At 69.1% G+C, this 17,666-nt stretch carries 15 protein-coding genes; 5 read left to right on the top strand and 10 right to left on the bottom strand.

What is annotated here, in order from left to right:
- The first annotated feature begins 29 nt into the window (after window positions 1-29).
- The 3 genes from GT755_RS16260 to dapB are packed head-to-tail and all read left to right on the top strand — an operon-like array spanning window position 30 to window position 4,424.
- A complete protein-coding gene (locus GT755_RS16260; protein WP_161480527.1) occupies window positions 30-2,360 on the top strand; it encodes a polyribonucleotide nucleotidyltransferase in 2,331 nt (776 codons plus the stop codon).
- Window positions 2,360-3,667: a M16 family metallopeptidase gene (locus GT755_RS16255; protein WP_161480652.1), complete on the top strand. Its 1,308-nt coding sequence runs from the start codon at window positions 2,360-2,362 to the stop codon at window positions 3,665-3,667. Before GT755_RS16260 ends, GT755_RS16255 begins: the two co-directional genes overlap by 1 nt.
- Window positions 3,668-3,683: 16 nt before the next feature.
- Window positions 3,684-4,424: a 4-hydroxy-tetrahydrodipicolinate reductase gene (dapB, locus tag GT755_RS16250; RefSeq protein WP_161480526.1), complete on the top strand. Its 741-nt coding sequence runs from the start codon at window positions 3,684-3,686 to the stop codon at window positions 4,422-4,424.
- 171 nt (window positions 4,425-4,595) lie between these two features.
- Here dapB and GT755_RS16245 read toward each other — a convergent pair whose 3' ends face one another.
- The 4 genes from GT755_RS16245 to GT755_RS16230 all read right to left on the bottom strand — a co-directional run bounded on the left by GT755_RS16245 (window position 4,596) and on the right by GT755_RS16230 (window position 8,191).
- A complete protein-coding gene (locus tag GT755_RS16245) occupies window positions 4,596-5,471 on the bottom strand; it encodes a 1,4-dihydroxy-2-naphthoate polyprenyltransferase (RefSeq protein ID WP_161480525.1) in 876 nt (291 codons plus the stop codon).
- Window positions 5,468-6,085, bottom strand: coding sequence for a GNAT family N-acetyltransferase (locus tag GT755_RS16240; RefSeq protein ID WP_030450877.1), 618 nt, complete (start codon window positions 6,083-6,085; stop codon window positions 5,468-5,470). The genes GT755_RS16245 and GT755_RS16240 overlap by 4 nt, the downstream gene beginning before the upstream one ends.
- Before the next feature lie 38 nt (window positions 6,086-6,123).
- Complete coding sequence (locus tag GT755_RS16235) at window positions 6,124-6,660, bottom strand: CGNR zinc finger domain-containing protein (protein WP_285578701.1); 537 nt, start codon at window positions 6,658-6,660, stop codon at window positions 6,124-6,126.
- Window positions 6,661-6,751: 91 nt separating this feature from the next.
- Window positions 6,752-8,191, bottom strand: a complete 1,440-nt coding sequence (locus GT755_RS16230) for an aminotransferase-like domain-containing protein (protein WP_161480524.1) — start codon at window positions 8,189-8,191, stop codon at window positions 6,752-6,754.
- A 37-nt stretch (window positions 8,192-8,228) separates the two neighbouring features.
- Between GT755_RS16230 and GT755_RS16225 the strand changes: the two genes are divergently transcribed.
- Window positions 8,229-9,149 carry a DMT family transporter gene (locus GT755_RS16225; RefSeq protein ID WP_328794362.1) on the top strand — a complete coding sequence of 307 codons (921 nt, stop codon included), beginning with the start codon at window positions 8,229-8,231 and terminating at the stop codon, window positions 9,147-9,149.
- Here GT755_RS16225 and GT755_RS16220 read toward each other — a convergent pair.
- From GT755_RS16220 to GT755_RS16200, 5 genes are all read right to left on the bottom strand, one after another.
- Window positions 9,136-10,548, bottom strand: coding sequence for a family 43 glycosylhydrolase (locus GT755_RS16220; protein WP_161480522.1), 1,413 nt, complete (start codon window positions 10,546-10,548; stop codon window positions 9,136-9,138). The genes GT755_RS16225 and GT755_RS16220 overlap by 14 nt on opposite strands.
- Window positions 10,549-10,559: 11 nt before the next feature.
- Entirely contained in the window at window positions 10,560-11,822 is a 1,263-nt protein-coding gene (locus GT755_RS16215) for an AbfB domain-containing protein (protein WP_161480521.1), read from the bottom strand.
- A 217-nt stretch (window positions 11,823-12,039) separates the two neighbouring features.
- A complete protein-coding gene (locus GT755_RS16210; RefSeq protein ID WP_161480520.1) occupies window positions 12,040-12,549 on the bottom strand; it encodes a GntR family transcriptional regulator in 510 nt (169 codons plus the stop codon).
- 94 nt (window positions 12,550-12,643) lie between these two features.
- Complete coding sequence (locus tag GT755_RS16205; protein ID WP_235966702.1) at window positions 12,644-13,303, bottom strand: JAB domain-containing protein; 660 nt, start codon at window positions 13,301-13,303, stop codon at window positions 12,644-12,646.
- A gap of 2,018 nt (window positions 13,304-15,321) precedes the next feature.
- Window positions 15,322-16,044 (bottom strand): GntR family transcriptional regulator, encoded by a 723-nt coding sequence (locus tag GT755_RS16200; protein WP_030450869.1) that lies wholly within the window; start codon window positions 16,042-16,044, stop codon window positions 15,322-15,324.
- Between the two features lie 158 nt (window positions 16,045-16,202).
- Here GT755_RS16200 and GT755_RS16195 point away from each other — a divergent pair, with 158 nt between their 5' ends.
- Window positions 16,203-16,688 (top strand): ATP-binding protein, encoded by a 486-nt coding sequence (locus GT755_RS16195; RefSeq protein ID WP_161480519.1) that lies wholly within the window; start codon window positions 16,203-16,205, stop codon window positions 16,686-16,688.
- Window positions 16,689-16,843: 155 nt separating this feature from the next.
- On the opposite strand, the gene GT755_RS16190 is transcribed toward GT755_RS16195, so the two are convergent.
- The gene (locus GT755_RS16190) at window positions 16,844-17,641 is read right to left on the bottom strand and encodes an ArsR/SmtB family transcription factor (RefSeq protein ID WP_328794361.1); all 798 of its coding nucleotides are present in this window, start codon (window positions 17,639-17,641) and stop codon (window positions 16,844-16,846) included.
- Window positions 17,642-17,666 lie beyond the last annotated feature (25 nt).

Here is a 17,666-nt window from a genome sequence, read left to right as displayed (position 1 = left end):
GGTGACCGACCCGAAAAAGGAGGTCCCCCGTGGAGGGTGTCCACAGCACGGAAGCCGTCATCGACAACGGCTCCTTCGGCACGCGGACGATCCGGTTCGAGACCGGCCGTCTCGCCCGCCAGGCGGCGGGGTCCGCCGTCGTCTACCTCGACGACGAGACGATGGTCCTGTCCGCGACCACCGCCTCGAAGAACCCCAAAGAGAACCTCGACTTCTTCCCCCTCACGGTCGACGTCGAAGAGCGCATGTACGCCGCGGGCCGCATCCCCGGCTCGTTCTTCCGCCGTGAGGGCCGCCCGTCCGAAGACGCGGTCCTGACCTGCCGTCTGATCGACCGGCCGCTGCGCCCCTCGTTCGTCAAGGGCCTGCGCAACGAGATCCAGATCGTCGCCACCGTCATGGCGCTCCAGCCGGAGCACCTCTACGACGTCGTCGCGATCAACGCCGCCAGCCTCTCGACCCAGCTCGCCGGGCTGCCCTTCTCGGGCCCCATCGGCGGCGTCCGGGTCGCGCTGATCAGCGGCCAGTGGGTGGCGTTCCCGACCCACACCGAGCTCGAGGGCGCGACCTTCGACATGGTCGTGGCCGGCCGCGTGCTCGCCGACGGCGACGTCGCGATCATGATGGTCGAGGCCGAGTCGACCAAGGACACGCTGAAGCTGGTCGCCGAGGGCGCGGTCGCGCCCACCGAGGAGACCGTGGCCCAGGGCCTCGAGGCGGCCAAGCCGTTCATCAAGGTCCTGTGCGAGGCCCAGTCGAAGCTCGCCCAGGTCGCCGCCAAGGAGACCGCCGAGTTCCCGATCTTCCTCGACTACCAGGAAGACGCCCTGCAGGCCGTCGAGGGCGCCGTGCGCGCCGAGCTGGCCGCCGCGCTGACCATCGCCGGCAAGCAGGAGCGCGAGGCCGAGATCGACCGGGTCAAGGGCCTGGTCGGCGAGAAGCTGCTGGCCGACTTCGAGGGCCGCGAGAAGGAACTGTCGGCCGCCTACCGCAGCCTGACCAAGAAGCTGATGCGCGAGCGCGTCATCAACGAGGGCATCCGCATCGACGGCCGCGGCACCAAGGACATCCGGCAGCTCAACGCCGAGGTCCACGTGATCCCGCGGGTGCACGGCTCGGCCCTGTTCGAGCGCGGCGAGACCCAGATCCTGGGCATCACCACGCTGAACATGCTCCGCATGGAGCAGATGATCGACACGCTCAACCCCGAGCGCACCAAGCGCTACATGCACAACTACAACTTCCCGCCCTACTCGACCGGTGAGACCGGCCGCGTGGGCTCGCCCAAGCGCCGCGAGATCGGCCACGGCGCGCTGGCCGAGCGGGCGCTCATCCCGGTTCTCCCGAGCCGCGAGGAGTTCCCCTACGCCATCCGCCAGGTCTCCGAGGCCCTGGGCTCCAACGGCTCGACCTCGATGGGCTCGGTCTGCGCGTCCACGATGGCGCTGCTCGACGCCGGTGTGCCGCTCAAGGAGATGGTGGCCGGCATCGCGATGGGCCTTATCGGCGAGGGCGACACCTACGTCACCCTGACCGACATCCTGGGCGCCGAAGACGCCATGGGCGACATGGACTTCAAGGTCGCCGGCACCAAGGACGTCATCACCGCCCTGCAGCTCGACACCAAGCTCGACGGCATCCCCGCCTCGGTCCTGGCCGCCGCGCTCAAGCAGGCGCGCGGCGCCCGCCTGGCCATCCTCGACGTGATGCAGGAGGCGATCGACTCCCCGGCGGAGATGAACCCGACCGCGCCGCGCATCATCACGATCAAGGTCCCCGTAGACAAGATCGGCGAGGTCATCGGCCCGAAGGGCAAGATGATCAACCAGATCCAGGACGACACGGGCGCCGAGATCACCATCGAGGACGACGGCACGATCTACATCGGCGCCACCGACGGCCCCTCGGCCGAGGCGGCCCGGAGCGCGATCAACGCCATCGCCAACCCGCACATGCCGGAGGTCGGCGAGCGCTACCTGGGCACGGTCGTCAAGATCGCCGCCTTCGGCGCGTTCATCAGCCTGATGCCCGGCAAGGACGGCCTCCTCCACGTCTCCCAGATCCGCAAGCTGCACGGCGGCAAGCGCATCGAGAACGTGGAAGACGTGATGGGTGTCGGCGAGAAGATCCAGGTGGAGATCGCCGAGATCGACTCGCGCGGCAAGCTCTCCCTGGTCCCGGTCGAGGTCGTGGAGAAGGAGGCCGCCGAGAAGGCGGCCCGCGCCGAGGCCGGCGAGCCCGAGGAGGCCCCGGCCGCCGAGCAGTCCGAGGCCCGTGGCGAAGCCCGTGGTGACGACGGTGGGGAGCCCCGCCGCCGCCGCACCCGCAGCCGTTCCGGACGGGACGACCGCAACTCGTGATCACGACGACCCTGTACGACGGAAAGGACGGTGCGGGGGTCATCCGCCGCACCGTCCTGCCCGGTGGGCTCCGCGTGGTGACCGAGACCATGCCGACCGTGCGTTCGGTCGCGGTCGGCGCGTGGGTCGGCATCGGCTCGCGCGACGAGGACCCGGAGCACACCGGAGCCACCCACTTCCTTGAGCACCTGCTGTTCAAGGGCACGCCCACACGCGACGCGATGGAGATCTCCGCGTCGATCGAGGGCATCGGCGGTGAGATCAACGCGTTCACCGCCAAGGAGTACACCTGCTACTACGCGCGGGTCCTCGACGAGGACCTGCCGCTGGCGATCGACGTGCTGGCCGACGTGGTCACCTCATCCCTGATCACCCCCGACGACGTCGAGTCGGAGCGGGGCGTGATCCTGGAGGAGATCGCCATGCACGACGACGACCCCTCCGACGTGGTCCACGAGGCGTTCTCCGAGCAGCTCTACGGCGACACCCCGATCGGGCGCCCGATCCTCGGCAACGAGGAGACGATCAACGCCCTGACGCGCGACCGCATCGACGAGTACTACCAGCGCTTCTACCTGCCCACCCACACCGTGGTCTCGGTGGCCGGCAACGTCTCCCACGAGCACGTGGTGGAGCTCGTCGCCCGCGCCTACGAGCGCGCGGGGGCCCTGGGCGGCGACGCCGCGCCGATCGCGCCCCGCGTGGGCGGCGAGGGCCTGCCGGCCCACCGTGGCGTGAAGGTGGTCGACCGGCCGACCGAGCAGGCCAACCTCGTGCTGGGCACGACCGGCGTCAGCCGCACCGACGACCGGAGGTTCGCCCTCGGGGTGCTCAACGCGGCGCTCGGCGGCGGCATGTCCTCCCGCCTGTTCCAGGAGATTCGGGAGAAGCGCGGCCTGGCCTACAGCGCCTACAGCTACACCTCGCAGTACGCCGACACCGGCCAGTTCGGGGTGTACGTCGGCTGCCTCCCCTCCAAGATCGACGACGTCCTCAAGATCTGCCGCGACGAGATCGCGCGGGTGGTCACCGAGGGCTTCACCGAGGAGGAGATCCTGCGCGGCAAGGGCCAGATGCGCGGGGGTCTCGTGCTCGGCCTGGAGGACACCGGCTCGCGCATGTCGCGGATCGGCAAGAGCGAGCTGGTCTACGACCGGCTCATGTCGGTCGACGAGGTCCTGGAGCGCATCGACGCCGTGACCGCGGCCGACATCGCCGAGGTCGCCTCCGACGTGCTGACCCGGCCGCTCACGCTGGCCGTCATCGGCCCGTTCGCCGGGAAGGACTTTTCGGCCGCGGTGGGCTGACCGCTAGCCTTAGCACGTGATCAAAGTAGGTGTGCTGGGCGCGCGTGGCCGCGTCGGGGTGGAAGTGTGCAAGGCCGTCCACGCGGCCGACGATCTGGAACTGGTGGCGGCCGTCGACAAGGACGACGCCCTCGACCCGATCGCCGAGGCCGAGGTGGTGGTCGACTTCACCCACCCCGACGTGGTGATGGGCAACCTCCGCTGGTGCATCGAGCGGGGGGTGCACCCGGTCGTCGGCACGACCGGCTTCGACCCCGCCCGCCTCGACGAGGTCAGGGCACTGCTGGCGGCCAACCCCGGCACCAACGCCCTGATCGCCCCCAACTTCGGCATCGCGGCCGTGCTGATGATGCACTTCGCCCGGCAGGCGGCCCGCTTCTTCGACTCCGCCGAGATCGTCGAGCTGCACCACCCGAACAAGGCTGACGCGCCCTCGGGCACCGCCCGGCGGACCGCCGAGCTGATCGCCGCCGCCCGCGCCGAGGCCGGGCTCGGCCCGATGCCCGACGCGACCTCCCAGGAGCTTCCCGGCGCCCGTGGGGCCGACGTCGACGGGGTGCGGGTCCACGCGGTCCGGCTGGCCGGGCTGATCGCCCACCAGGAGGTCATCCTGGGCGGCGACGGCGAGATCCTCACCATCCGCCACGACACCATGAACCGGGCGTCGTTCACGCCGGGGGTGCTGCTGGGCGTCCGCAAGGTCCGCGACCTGCCCGCCGGTCTGACCGTCGGGCTGGACGCGCTGCTCGATCTCTAGACGCCCACCGCGAAAACGTCGGTCGCCCGGGGCATGACGGCACCCCGGGCGGGTGGGCCTTCGCGCGTCGAGGGCCGGGCCGGCGCGGCCGGTTGGCGCCGGTTGCGGTGGCCCGCTCGGTGCGGTGGTCGGTGCCGGGGTGGGCGGAGCCGTAACGGAAGGAAACGCTCTTCAGGCCAGGTTGACGGAGAGGCCGATGGCGAAGAGGAGCCCGAAGACGATCTGCAGGCGGCCGGTCTGCTGGAGCGTGGCGATCAGGGCCCGGCCCTGGAGGCCGTTCATGACCTCGCGCACCGGCCGGACCGCCAGCGGGAGCGCCAGCAGCCCCAGCGCCGCGAACGGGTGGGAGAACACCAGCGGCACCAGGCAGGCGAACGGCACCAGCAGGCAGGCGGCGTAGAGGAAGCGGGTGCGGCGGTCGCCGAGGACCACCGCGAGGGTGCGCTTGCCGGCCGGTTCGTCGGTCTGGCGGTCGCGCAGGTTGTTGACCACGAGCAGGGCCATGGCCAGCAGGCCGACCGGCACCGCCACCCACACCGACGTCCACGACCAGCCGACCTGGACGTAGGCGGTGCCGATGACCGCCACCAGGCCGAAGAAGAAGAACACCGACAACTCGCCGAGCGCCCGGTAGCCGTAAGGGCGGGAGCCGCCCGTGTAGAACCAGGCGGCCAGGATCGACAGCGCCCCGAAGGCCAGCATCCACCAGGCCGACGTCGCCACGACCAGGGCCAGGCCGACCACGGCGGCGGCGGTGAAGCAGCCGAGCGCGGCGGTGAGCACCGCCTTGGGCGTGGCCGCCTTCGAGCCGACGAGCCGCATCGGGCCGACGCGGCCGTCGTCGGTGCCCTTGACGCCGTCGCTGTAGTCGTTGGCGTAGTTGACGCCGATCTGCAGGACCAGCGCGACGAACAGGGCGGCGAGCGCCGCCCACCAGACGAAGCCGCCCTCGCCGATCGCGACGCCGGTGCCGGCGGCGACCGGGACGACGGCCGCGGGGAGAGTACGGGGCCGCGCGCCGGCGACCCATTGAGCCATGGTGGTCACGCGCGTGAGATGTCCGTCGTCATGCGGACCATCCGGATCGGACGGCCCATGTCGAGCACCCGTTCGGCCATGTCCTCGCCCCACCCGGCCGACTCGAGAAACCCGAGCATCGCGTAGTTCTCGGCGAACACCCAGGTCACGACGGAGCTGTAGCCGTCGTCGCGCAGGTGGTCGACGGTCGCGTTGAGCAGCCGGCTGCCGTGGCCGCGCCGGATGTGGTTGGGGTCGACCAGCAGCGTGAGCAGCTCGGCCGTGAACCCGGGATGCAGATCAGGGTCTTCGGCGGGCCCGTGAGAGGCGAGCCCCACGACCCGGTCGCTGGCCCGCTCGGCCGCCGTCGGCAGCGCCGCGAGCACCCCGCCGGGGCCCAGCGCGTGCCACTCTTCGGTGTCGGGGACGACACGTTCCACGGCGACGAGCACCCGGTGGCGCGGGGAGGGCGGCGAGAGGATCGCCTCGTCCCACTGGCGCCGCCACATCTTCTCGGCGGCGGGGCCGGTCATCTGCTGTAGCGGGCCGGGGGGCAGGAAATCGCGGTAGCCGTGCTTCCACGCCCTGATCTGGGTGCTCGTCACCGCGTCGACATCTTCGAGACGGGCAGGTCTGACACCCATTTGGCCGGCTCCTTTCTGTGCCTATGACACCGTACTGGTCAGGCGGGCATCCCCGGACCTTCAGCCTGACGTCGTGCCCTATATGTCCGAGTTTTCGTGCGATTTCCACACACGCGCATCGAGCACCACGCCCGCGACCGGTTCTTCGACGCGTCGATGAAGGCGGCCTGGCAGGTGCTCTCGACGCACACCTTAAGGCGTGGCCACGTCCCGTCGGCGTGCGCCGCAGCGATCATGGCGGCGAGTTGTGCGAGACCGCGATGCGGCGCGCCGTCGGCCGGCACGAGCCGGGGCGTCCCGCCGTCGACGGTGACGCGCAGCGAGAGCGCCGCCAGCGCCGTCTCCAGGGGTTCGGGGGCTGCGTACGCCACCCCGTCGTGGTTGTGCCGCAGGCCGGCCCTGAGACCTTCCCGCAGCTCTCTGGCGAGCACGAGATCGGCGGCCGGTTCGAGGCCGCGGGCCTCCAGCCAGTCGCGCAACACCTGCGGAGAGGTCAGGTCGTCGGTATCGGTCTCGACGTCGTAGGTGTTGACGAAGTCGCGCAGCAGTTCAGCCGGGCCGGACAGGTTGATCACCCCTTCCGAGGCACTCTAGCCGGGAATAACCAGACACCCCCGAAACGCTTTAGCCGGTGTCAGACATTCCTTGGAGGCATCACCATGCACGTCAGCTACCTCGCCTACCTGGCCTTCCAGCAGAAGAAGCGCCGTGAGCGTCAGCCGCGAGTTCCCCGTAAGCCGTCGCGAGCCGAATGACCCCCTCGGCGAGCTCGGTCCGATGCGACGCGGCCGTGTGGGTGAGCCGCAACCAGGGCCCCGGCGGCTCGGCGGCGTGATAGATCCGCCCCGGGCTGACCAGCACACCGGCCCGCTGGGCGCGTTCGACGAGCGCCGCCTCGTCGAGGGCGGGCGGGAGCCGGACCCACACGTGCAGCCCTCCCTTCGGCACCAGCTCCACGCGCACGCCGGGCAGGTGCCGCCGCAGGCTCTCCAGCAGGATCGCCCGCCTTTCCTCCAGCTCCCCGGCGACGGCGGCCCGGTGCCGCCGCCAGGCCGGGGCCGACACGAACTCCAGCGCCGTCTCCTGGAGCGGCCGGGCGACGAAGAACGACTCGACGATCTGCGCGGCCCGCAGCCGGGCGGCGGCCGGTCCCCGGGCGACGAGCCCGGCCACCCGGAGGCTGGGCGCGGTGATCTTGCTGAGCGACAAGACGTGCACGACCGTGCCGTGCGTGTCGAGCGCCACCAGCGGGGGCGGCGGGGGAGTGGTGGTGAGATAACGGGCGAAGTCGTCCTCGACGACGAAGGCGCCCGCCGCCCGCGCGACGGCGAGCACCTGCCGCCGCCGCTCCAGTGACAACGTCGCCCCGGTCGGGTTCTGCAGCGTCGGCTGGCAGTAGAAGACCCTGGCCCTGGTCCGCGCGAACGCCTCCGCGAGCTGGTCGGGCCGCACCCCGCCGCCGTCGGCCGGCACCGGCACCACCCGCAGCCCCGCCGCCCGCGCGGTCGCCAGCGCCCCCGGATAGGTCGGCGTCTCGACCAGCACCGGATCGCCCGGCGCGGCCAGCCCCCGGAAGGCGTGGGTCAGCGCGGCCTGCCCGCCGCTGACGATCAGCACGTCGTTCTGGGTCGTCTCCGTCTCGCCGGCGAACCAGCTGCGCAGCTCGGGCACGCCCGCGCGCGGCGGCATCGACCACGCGTCGGGCCGCTTCACCGCCCTGATCGCGGCGGCGCCGAGCTCCTTGGTCGGCCGCAGCACCGGGTTGAGGTAACCGCCCGTCAGCGGGATCACCCCCTCGGCGGGCTGCTGGAGGATCGACGTCAAGGGCGCCTCGTCGACGACCCGCTCGCCCAGGGCGACCGTCTGCCAGGAGGGGTCGGTCTCCCGGGGACGCGGCGGCGCGGCGACGAACGCGCCCGCGCCCGGCCGGGTGGTGACCACCCCTTCGGCGACCAGCCGCGCCACGGCCCTGGAGACGGTGACGGGCGAGACGCCGTGGGCCCGGACGATCTCCCGGCTGGAGGGAAGCCGGTCGCCCGGCCGCAGGGAGGCCGCCTGGGCCTTCAGGCTGTCGGTGAGACGAGCGATACTGCTATCGTCGTTCATGAGAGACCAGAGTAGCGCTACTATCGCCGATCGGGTAGTGAGTAGCGCGTCAGTTCATCGCCCTGGTAGCGCCGCCACCCAGGCCCGTCTCGGCACGGCGCTCGCCGCCGTCGGCGTCCTCGCCTTCTCCGGCTCGATGCCGGCCACCGTGTACGCCATGCGCGGCCTCGACCCCTTCCTGGTCGCCATCGGCCGTGCCGTGCTCGCCATGGTCGTGGCCGTGGCCTTCCTGCTGGTCGCCCGCGCCCCGCTGCTGCCGCCCCGCCGTGACCTCGGGTCGTACGCCGTCATCGCCCTCGGCGTGGTCTTCGGCTTCCCCGTCTTCAGCGGCCTGGCCCTGTACGGCGGCGCGTCCACCTCCCACTCCGCGGTGGTCATCGGCCTGCTCCCGGCCGCCACCGCGGTCTTCGCCGTGCTGCGCGCGGGCGAGCGCCCCCGGGCGGCCTTCTGGACCGCGTCCGCCCTGGGGGCGCTGTCGATCACCGTCTTCACCCTGTCGCGTGGCGGCGGGCACGTGACCACGGCCGACCTGCTGCTCGTCCTGGCCCTCGGCTCCGCCGCCGTCGGCTACACCGAGGGGGCCCGGCTGACCCGGACCACCCCCGGCTGGCGTGTCATCTCCTACGCGCTCGTCGTGGCCGCCCCGCTGACCGTGCCGCTGACCGTCTGGCTCGCCCTGACGACCGAGCCGACGTTCACCGCCGAGTCGGTCTCGGGCTTCCTCTACACCAGCCTGGTGTCCATGTACCTGGGCTTCATCCCCTGGTACGCCGGCCTAGCCCAGGGCGGCATCGCGCGAGCCGGGCAGACCCAGCTCGCGCAGCCGCTGCTCACGCTGGCCTGGGCCGTCCTGCTCCTCGGCGAGCCGTTCGACCCCTGGACGATCGTGGCGGCCATGGCGGTCCTGGTCTGCGTGGCCGCCACGCAGCGCACCAGGGCCGGCGCTATTCGAGCGTGAACGTGGCGCTGCCGTGGAAGGCGGCGGTGCCGTCGTTCTGCTCGACCCAGACCAGGCCCGACCGGTGGCGCAGGTAGTAGCCGGGGAAGTTGACCGACTCGTACGAGACGCCGCTGCCCGTCAGCCCGGTGCGGCGGTAGAACGAGGCGTCCGAGCGGAACAGGGCCGAGTTGTCGTTGCGCTCGACCCAGGCCTCGTGGTTGCGGTGCCGCAGGAAGTAGCCGGGGAAGTTGGTCGACTCCAGCGACACCGTGCCCGCCCCCGTCAGCCCGGCGACCTGCCGGAACTGGCTGTCGGCCAGCGGCGTGGCGTTGGCTTCGAGCCGGACCCGGTACTCCCAGTGACGGACGGCCAGACTCCCGGACATGAGCCGCACCGGGGTGGCGCCGTCCGGTACGGGAAGCCCGAAGTCGGGCGTGCCGTCGGCCCGCCAGTAGATCTTCTGGACCCGCGTCCGCCGGTTCGGGTCGTTGAGCGGGTCGCCCGAGATGTTCTGGTACGACCGGTCGTGGTAGACGAGCAGGTCGCTCTGGCCGTCCTCCGAGACCGTGAAGGAGTTGTGGCCGGGCCCGAACTGGCTGGTCGCGGCGCTGGAGGCGAAGACCGGGTTGGGGCTCTTGGTCCACGACGCGGCGTTGAGCGGATCGGCCGACGCCGAGGCGGTCAGCAGCCCGAGGCAGTAGTTCGCATCGGTGGCGCTGGCCGAGTAGGTCATGAACAACCGCCCGTTGCGCTGGATCACCGACGGCCCCTCGGCGACCCGGTAGCCCCTGGTCTCCCAGGCCAGGGTGGGGATCGTCAGGCGGGTGGTGGCCCCGGTGATCTGCCACGGGTTCGCGCCCATGCGGGCGATGTACAGGTTGGAGTTGGTCGAGATGCCCGGTTCCTGCTGCGCCCAGATCAGGTAGCGGACGCCGTTGTGCGTGAAGGTCGAGGCGTCCAGCGAGAAGGTGTCCCAGGGGGTGACGATACGCCCGCGTTCGGTCCACGTGCCGGTCAGGGGGTTGGCCGCGCTGCTCTCCAGGACGTACATGCGGATGCGCCACACGTCGTCGGCGCGGCCGGCGGCGAAGTAGACGTACCAGCGGCCGTTGATGAAGTGGATCTCGGGCGCCCAGATGTGCGCGCCCATCTCGCCCGAGGTGTGCCTGCGCCAGATGACGGTCTCGGGCGCGGTGGCCAGGCCCGAGATCGTGGTCGCGCGGCGCAGCACGATGCGGTCGTACTCGGGCACCGTGGCGGTGAAGTAGTAGTAGCCGTCGGTGTGCCGGAAGATGTGCGGGTCGGCGCGCTGCGCCGCGATCGGGTTGGTGTACTGCACGGCCGGACTGGCCTGCGCCGGCAGCGGCGTCAGCAGGAGCAGCGTCGCCACGACGACGACCAGGCGTAACAGGCGCATCGGAGGTCCTCTCAGGCGAGCGGTGCGGTCACGGTGAAGGCCGTGCCGGTCGGATCGAGACGCAGGCTGCCGTTGAGGAACTTCCCAGGCAGGTTGTACGACTCCAGCAGCGCCCCCCGCGCGCAGAAGGTGGCGTCGCCCCGGAAGATCGCCGACCCGTCGTTCCGTTGCAGGACGAGCTGCATGTTGTAGTGGCGCAGGTAGTAGCCGGGGAAGTTGATCGCCTGGAACGAGTAGCACCCGGAGTGGGCCAGCCCCGCGCCGATCGTGAAGGTCGAGTCCTGCCGCTGCAGCAGCGGGCTGGTGGAGCTCACGTTCTCCAGATAGGCCTGGTAGTCGCGGTGCCGCACGTAGAGGGACCCGGCCCGCAGCGACCGGTTGCCCGTCGGCAGCGCGGTGGTGTCACCGGAGTCCTCCCGGATCACGGTGAAGTGCCGCGCCGTGCCGGACAGCCCCGAGAGCTCGGTCCGCCCCGAGAAACTCGACAGGTTGGAGCTGTCGGCGTAGTAGTACCGCCCGCCCGAGTAGTTGTCGAAGTAGATGCGCCACCGGTTGTCGGGAAGCCGCACGAGCGCGGGCCCTTCGAGCCCCGACCCCCACCCGGCCCAGTTGCCCGTGCCGACGAACGTCCAGGGCCCGTTCAGGCTCGTGGCGGTCGCATGCTCGATGTACTTGGTCGTCTCGTTCTTCAGGAAGTTGTGGTACGTCCCGTCGACCTTGACCAGGAAACTGTCGATGTAGTTGGCCGGGATCCCGAGCGCGGTCGGGGCCGACCACGCCGACAACGCGGAGTTGGAGGCCGTGATCCGGTAGGGCCGGAACTGCCCGGCGGTCCCGGTCGTGGACGCCGAGAAGACGACGTGCACACTGCCGTCGGAGTCGCGGAACCACTCGGGGGCCCAGGTGCTGCCCGTGGAGCCGTTCAGCCCGACGGTGACGTTGCGCTGGAACGTCCAGGTGACGGCGTCGGCGCTGCGGGCGAACCCGATCGTGTTGCCGGTCCAGCCGGTCGTGTAGACGAGGTGGTAGTAGCCGTCGGTGTGCTTGATGACGCTCGGGTCGCGGATCAGGCCTGACGGGGGTGTGTAGGCGTTCGACCTGATGAGGTTGTAGTTCGTGGCGTTGCTGGAGTCGTAGACGTACATGTTCGACTCGCTGGCGTTGGTGAACGCGGTCATGAGGTAGTGCGGGGCGGGGCCGGCGGCGTTCGCGGGGGTGGGGTGGAGGAGGGCGGCGATGAGGACGACGAGGGGGAGCAACGACCTTCGGAGCATGGGAGGTCCATCTGTTATCGCTAACATTGGGATCTCATGGCTAACCCGGGGGTCCGCGGCTGTCAACGGGGCGGGGTGTCGGCGCAGGTGCGGGGTGGCGTCGCCCTGAAACTTTCCGGGCCGGCCGCGCGGCGTCGCCATCCGCTCAGCCTGGGCACGCGTGGATGCGTCTGCCCAGGCGTGTCAGGCTGATGGCGGGTGGCCGCGCGCCTCCTCGTCACAGACCGTTCTGGCGGGATGCCGGGGTCGAGCGCTTCGACTTGGGCCACTTTTCGCGGGCCGTCGCATACGTCCCCCGGTAGGGGACCGTGAACACGTAGCCCTGTTTGCGCAAGGTCGCGATCGCTTGGCGGACGGTCGCCTTGGCCACGCCGTGTTCGGCCATCAGGACTTTCTCGCTCGGCAGGGCGCGGTTGGCGGGGAACTCGCCTGAGCGGATCTTCTCCGCCAGGAGTTTGGCGATCTGCTGGTAGACGGGGAGCTCCGATCGCGGGGTGTCGGGCGTGCCCACGAAGGTGCCCTCTCCCTGGATCGTGTAGGCGAGGCCCTGGTCGCGCAGTTCGCGGGCCACCCGGCGGGCGGTCATGCGGGCGACGTTGTATTCGGCTTCGAGTTCCGCCTCGCTGGGGATGGCGTCGCCGGGGCTCAGCTCGCCGTCGGCGATCTTCTGCCGGAGCTCCTCGGCTATCTGCTTGTAGACCGGCACGGGTCCCTCTCGGTCGAGCATCTTCGTATCCTAGACCAAACAGTACGTATACCCAGAAACCAGACACTTACTAAGTCTCTATAGACGGCGACTAGACCTATAGGTAGATTGACCATCAAGAAATGCGACGCCACTTGGTGTCGGTGACGACAAGGTGATCGAGGAAGGTGAGGCCAACGATGTCGGAAGCGTGTCGCAAGTGGTCGGTCGAGGCCAGGTCGGCGGGGCTGGGCTCGGTGGAGCCGCTGGGGTGGTTGTGCGCGACCCCGAACGCCGCCCCTCCCGAGGTCAGCACCGCCGTGATCACATCGCGGACCGGCAGTGAGGTGTGGTCACTGCCGCCCTCGGTGAGCACGAGCTGGCGCACCACCCCGCCGCCGGCGTCGCACACCACCAGAACCAGACGCTCCTTCGTCTGCTCCCGCAGGAGCGGGGCCACCAAGGCGGCCAGGTCGGCCGAGGAGGTGATGCGCAATGGACCGGGACCGTTTTGCGAGCGACGTACAAGATGAAAGGCGGCGGCGACGCGGGCGGCCTTGGCGGGCCCGACCCCCGGAACGCTGAGCAGCCGATGCGGCTCGGAACGCGCGAGTTCGCCGAGATCGCCGCAGTGGGAGATCACCCGCGAGGCGAGCTCGACGGCGCTCATGCCGCGGCTGCCCGATCCGAGGAGTATGGCCAGTAATTCCCGATCGGCCAGGGCGTTTCCTCCTTTCTCCAGCAAACGCTCACGAGGCTGATCGCCAGCCGCCATGTCCTTGACCCGCAACCCCATGGGGCACGTTTTACCATCACCCACCGACGTTCTTTCGGTGCCCGCATTTGTCCATCCGATTTGGGGCTGGAAGTGGTTTATGTCCCAGGCGTGGTTGTGACGCGATTTCCCTGATTGGGACGTAATTGTTCCATTGGGATGTCCTGTTGCCTCGTTCGCGAGAGTATGTCTGCGTCGCTACCGTCTGGGCGTTTATGCGCTGTTCTCTGGTTGTTCCTGTACGACCTGGCCGAGAGGCCGGGGAGCCTGTTGTGCGCCCGCGTTGAGAGCATGGGGATGCCTTCCGCAGGGCTGAATCGACCGCCATCCCGCTATGTGGGGATGTGGCTGGGTCTCGAGCGACGGGCTTCGCTTGACTACAGAGAATGGTCGCCGCCTTCGGGTTCCCCGGCCCGCTTCGGATGATCGAACCACGGCACAGCGATCGCCTTCCCAGCTTCCCGACAAGGCGGTCAACCGCTTGCGCCGAATCGCCCCCAATACACTCGCCGCCCCACATCGCCCCCACTAGTGGAGCGGCGAGCGGCCGGTCGCTGGAACGAACGAGGGAGAGTTCCAGCGACCGGCACACCTCTTGCGACGTCGGCGTGGGCTTTCTGGTGTCGTCGAGTTGTTCGGCGGTGCTTGAGGAGGTCCCACAGGCACTCGCCACCTGCCTTGCCTTGCCAGGTGGTGAGGGGCCGGCCGCTGGAACGCGCGGCAACTTCCAGCGGCCGGTTGACCTCCATGTCGAGGTGCCCGTGCTTCATCTGCGGCTCGGTGGATCGCGGTGGCTGGAAGTTCTTGGTCATTCGTGATGGTTGAGCTTGAACCTGGTGGAGTGGAAAGCGAATCTCAGCTTCGCCGCGACGTGCATGGTACGGCGCGAGCGCGGCATCGAAGGCTGGCCTGATGTGCGGTCTTGTTTTGAGACGAGGATTTCGTGGTCTGATCGCAGCGGGGTGTGTAGCCCGAGTTGGCAGGCTTGATGCGACCGCGTCACTGAGACTCCGGCCACTCTTCTGGACCTGTGCCCGGTTTGGCGTGCTTGCTGAGCGCTGATACAGGGGGCCCGATGTCCCATTGATCTCTCGCTGCTCGCGATTGGTGCGCTTGAGCGGCGAGGGGGCCGGTCGCTGGTGCCTATCGGGCGGCTCCGGCGACCGGCCATATCCCGCACGTCGGCTTAAGCTGGCTGGGTCATCTGGTCGTGCAAGAAATCGGGCGAAACGAATCGAGTAGGTGCTTGAAGGCGTGAGGTGCCGGCACAGAACGGTTGCCCCCCAAGGCTCGGTACGTGCCATTGGATGGCTGCGTTCCGTGCATGCGGGACTGAAGGGCCGAGCTGGTCACGGTGAAGTTTCGTTGGCTTGTATCGCAGAGCCCAGCGAGGCCGGAGTTCTTCGCAAGAATCTTTGGTCAGCGCGTGTAGTTTGGCGTTCCAGTCCCGCTGACTGATGGGGAGCTTGCAACTTCGCACGCGGATCCAGCCAAGCGAGGAATGCGTAGATTCGCCCGAGAGCCCAGTAGAACCCTTTGAACGCTCACGAGCGCGTCGGGACTGCACTTTCCGGTAGAGCCTCGCCATGCATGCGACGAACAAGCGCTCTGAACGACGTGTGAAGACTGCGCGTAGGTGCTCGCCTCCATCGTTGGCGGCCCGCCGCAGAGCTTGAGTCGCAACTGGTTGCCCTCCGAAGGCTCCCCGCGAGTCGGCCATTCGCCATCTCGCGAACAGGTTCCGAGGGAAGGCGCGAGCGGCACCTGCCTTCTGACGGCGAGTAGCCAGCGTGGAACCTCATGCGCCGAGTTACGCCCGGAGGGCGGCCAGCAGAAGCGGAGTGACCTTAGGGACAGGACAGATAGCACCTCGCCTCGGACATCAGGCTGCCGACGACAACCGCCATCCCGAAGCCGGCACATGCCGACTCCCCGAACCGCCCCACCCCCGCACACAACAAGCCGCGGGAACCCACCAGAAGGAAGGTTCCCGCGACCCGTTCGTACACATAACAGAGAAGCCCGTTGGAGGGAGGGCCTCAGCGGTTGGTCTGCTCCCCGTAAGGAGCAGGGAGGGTGTAAACCAGCCGGAACTGGTCGCATGGAATGATCACATCGCTGGTCTCCACGGGTTTGTCCCCGGCCCAGTGAGTGCGTTCCACGTGAAGCACGTGAACACCGGCCGGAAGGTCCAGGACGTCGCTTTCCACGGGCTGAGGCACCCGCGCGTACACGTGTTCGGTCACCTCGGTCAGCTTCAGGCCGTTGCCGCCGAGGCGGTGGGCGACCTGGGTGATGTCGTCGGTGCCGTCGTTGTAGACGATGGGTTCGTACGACACCGCGAGCTGCACGGGTTTGCCGTCGCTGCGATAGACGATGCGCGTTCTCGTGACGGGGGATTGGGCGGCGATGCGCAGGCGTACGGCGATGTCGGGCCTGGCCTCGGCGGAATCGGTCTTGACGTCACACGTCGGGCGGCGCCCGACGGCGTGCATGTCGGTCGAGAAGTGGGCCTGTGCACGGTGGAGCGGGAGCAGGTCCGGCCGTTGACGGACCCGATGGCCCGACCCGACGCGGCCGATGATCAACCCTTCTTGGGCCAGCACTCGAAGCGCGTGGCGAGCGGCGGTTTCGCCGACGCCGTACTTCCGGGTGATCTGGTGCCGTGAGGGAATCGGCGCTCCGGGTTGCAACAGGCCCTCCGTTATCTGACGGCGGAGGTCTTCGACAACACGCAGGTAAACCGGATCGGAGTTGGCCACTTATCCATCCTTGGACTGTAAAGCGTTAATTCCGATCCTCCCGTATCCGATGCACAACCCAGAGTAATGGCCATCAGTTGTGATTCCAACTTTACTCTTGACCTGTGGAGGATCCTGTCGTGGATCGTCATGCTTTGTCCCTGCCTGGACGAGCTTCGATGGCCGCCGTGGCCAGGCTATTCGTCCGCCGCTACCTCGATGGGCACCCGCTTGTCCATGATGCCGAGGTCGTCGTTTCCGAGTTCTTCTCGAATGCCATTCGCTATAGCAGAAGCCCTAATGGCGGTATTGTCCGCGTATGCGTTATTAAGATGGAACGCTCCATTCGTATAGAAGTGACGGATTCTGGAGGCGGGGTCACGGTGCCCCGCGAGAAACGCCCGTCGCCCGGCGACGAACACGGCCGGGGCCTGGGGATCGTCCGCACGATGGCCACGGCCTGGGGACATGAAGGGCTGGGGGATGTGTACGTCACCTCGTGGGCCCAACTTGACGACCCCGGGGCCCGGCTCCGTCTCCTGCCGGAGATCGGGCCTGGCTGGTGCCCGTCCCCATCGGCGCCCGCGCGCGACCTGCCGCTGACCGCGGTCGGGCCGCTCTCCCCGGGCGACCTGCTGCGCGGGCTCCCGTCGCGAGAGCGTTAGATGTCCGTCTGAAGCGAAATTTCGGCCCACCTGCCACGCCGATTCGGGACAACGCCCGCTCTTCGTGACCCTGAGGTCGGAGGCTCGGCTCGGGGTGGGCACGGTGCGCGCTGATTCGGGGCGGTGCTCGGGGTTCGTGCCCCCAGGTCGGTGGGTCAGCTCAGGGCGGGCAGGGTCTCGCCCGTCTCCAGGTAGGTCTTCAGGTTCGACAGGATCGCCGGCCAGCCCTTTCCGATCTCCGGCAGGATCGCCGAGCCCTCCATGAAGTCGTCGTGGATCACCGTCAGCTTCACCAGTTCGCCCATCGGCTCCAGGCTGAACGTCACCTTCGACCGGGGCTCGGCCCGCCATGCCGCCAGTTTCTCCCCGGTCAGGTCGACGGCCGCGGCGAACTCGTCGGTCAGGGTGTGCCAGGTGTAGGAGAGCCGCTCGTAGGGCTTCGACTCCAGCACGACCTGCTGCGTCGGGTCGTCCATGCGGACCTCGCCCATGCCCCACGTCACCGGCGCCCCGACCTCCCATGTCGACTCCAGCGACACGCCCCAGTAGCGGCGGGTGAACTCCGGCGTGGTCAGGGCCTCCCAGAGGCGTTCGGGGGTGGTCTTGATGTAGGTCGTGTAGGCGAACTCGGTCGTGGTCATGGGCCGGTGCTCCAATGCGGTCTTGAGGTCGGCCAGGGCGCTCGCCCTTGCCCTGGTATATCGGCCGAGCCAGCGGTCGGCGATGGCGTTGATCGGTTCGGCGTTCAGGTAGTGGAGTTTTTCGCGGCCGCGCCGGGTCGTGGTGATCAGTCCGGCCGACTCCAGGACGGCCAGATGTTTGCTCACCGACTGCCGGGCCATCGTCAGGCCGTCACACAGCTGACGCAGGGTCTGGCCGTTGGCGGTGTTGAGCCGGTCGAGCAGCAGGCGGCGGCTGGGGTCGGCCAGCGCCCGGAAAACCTCGTCGTCCACGCCATCGCACGATAGGCAGCCAAAC

Origin of the sequence: Herbidospora solisilvae (genome assembly GCF_009901565.1) — a bacterium.
In the GTDB taxonomy this organism is placed as follows: Bacteria; Actinomycetota; Actinomycetes; order Streptosporangiales; family Streptosporangiaceae; genus Herbidospora; species Herbidospora solisilvae.
Note: the sequence above shows the minus strand (reverse complement) of the source record. Positions and strands in the feature narration are given on the sequence as shown.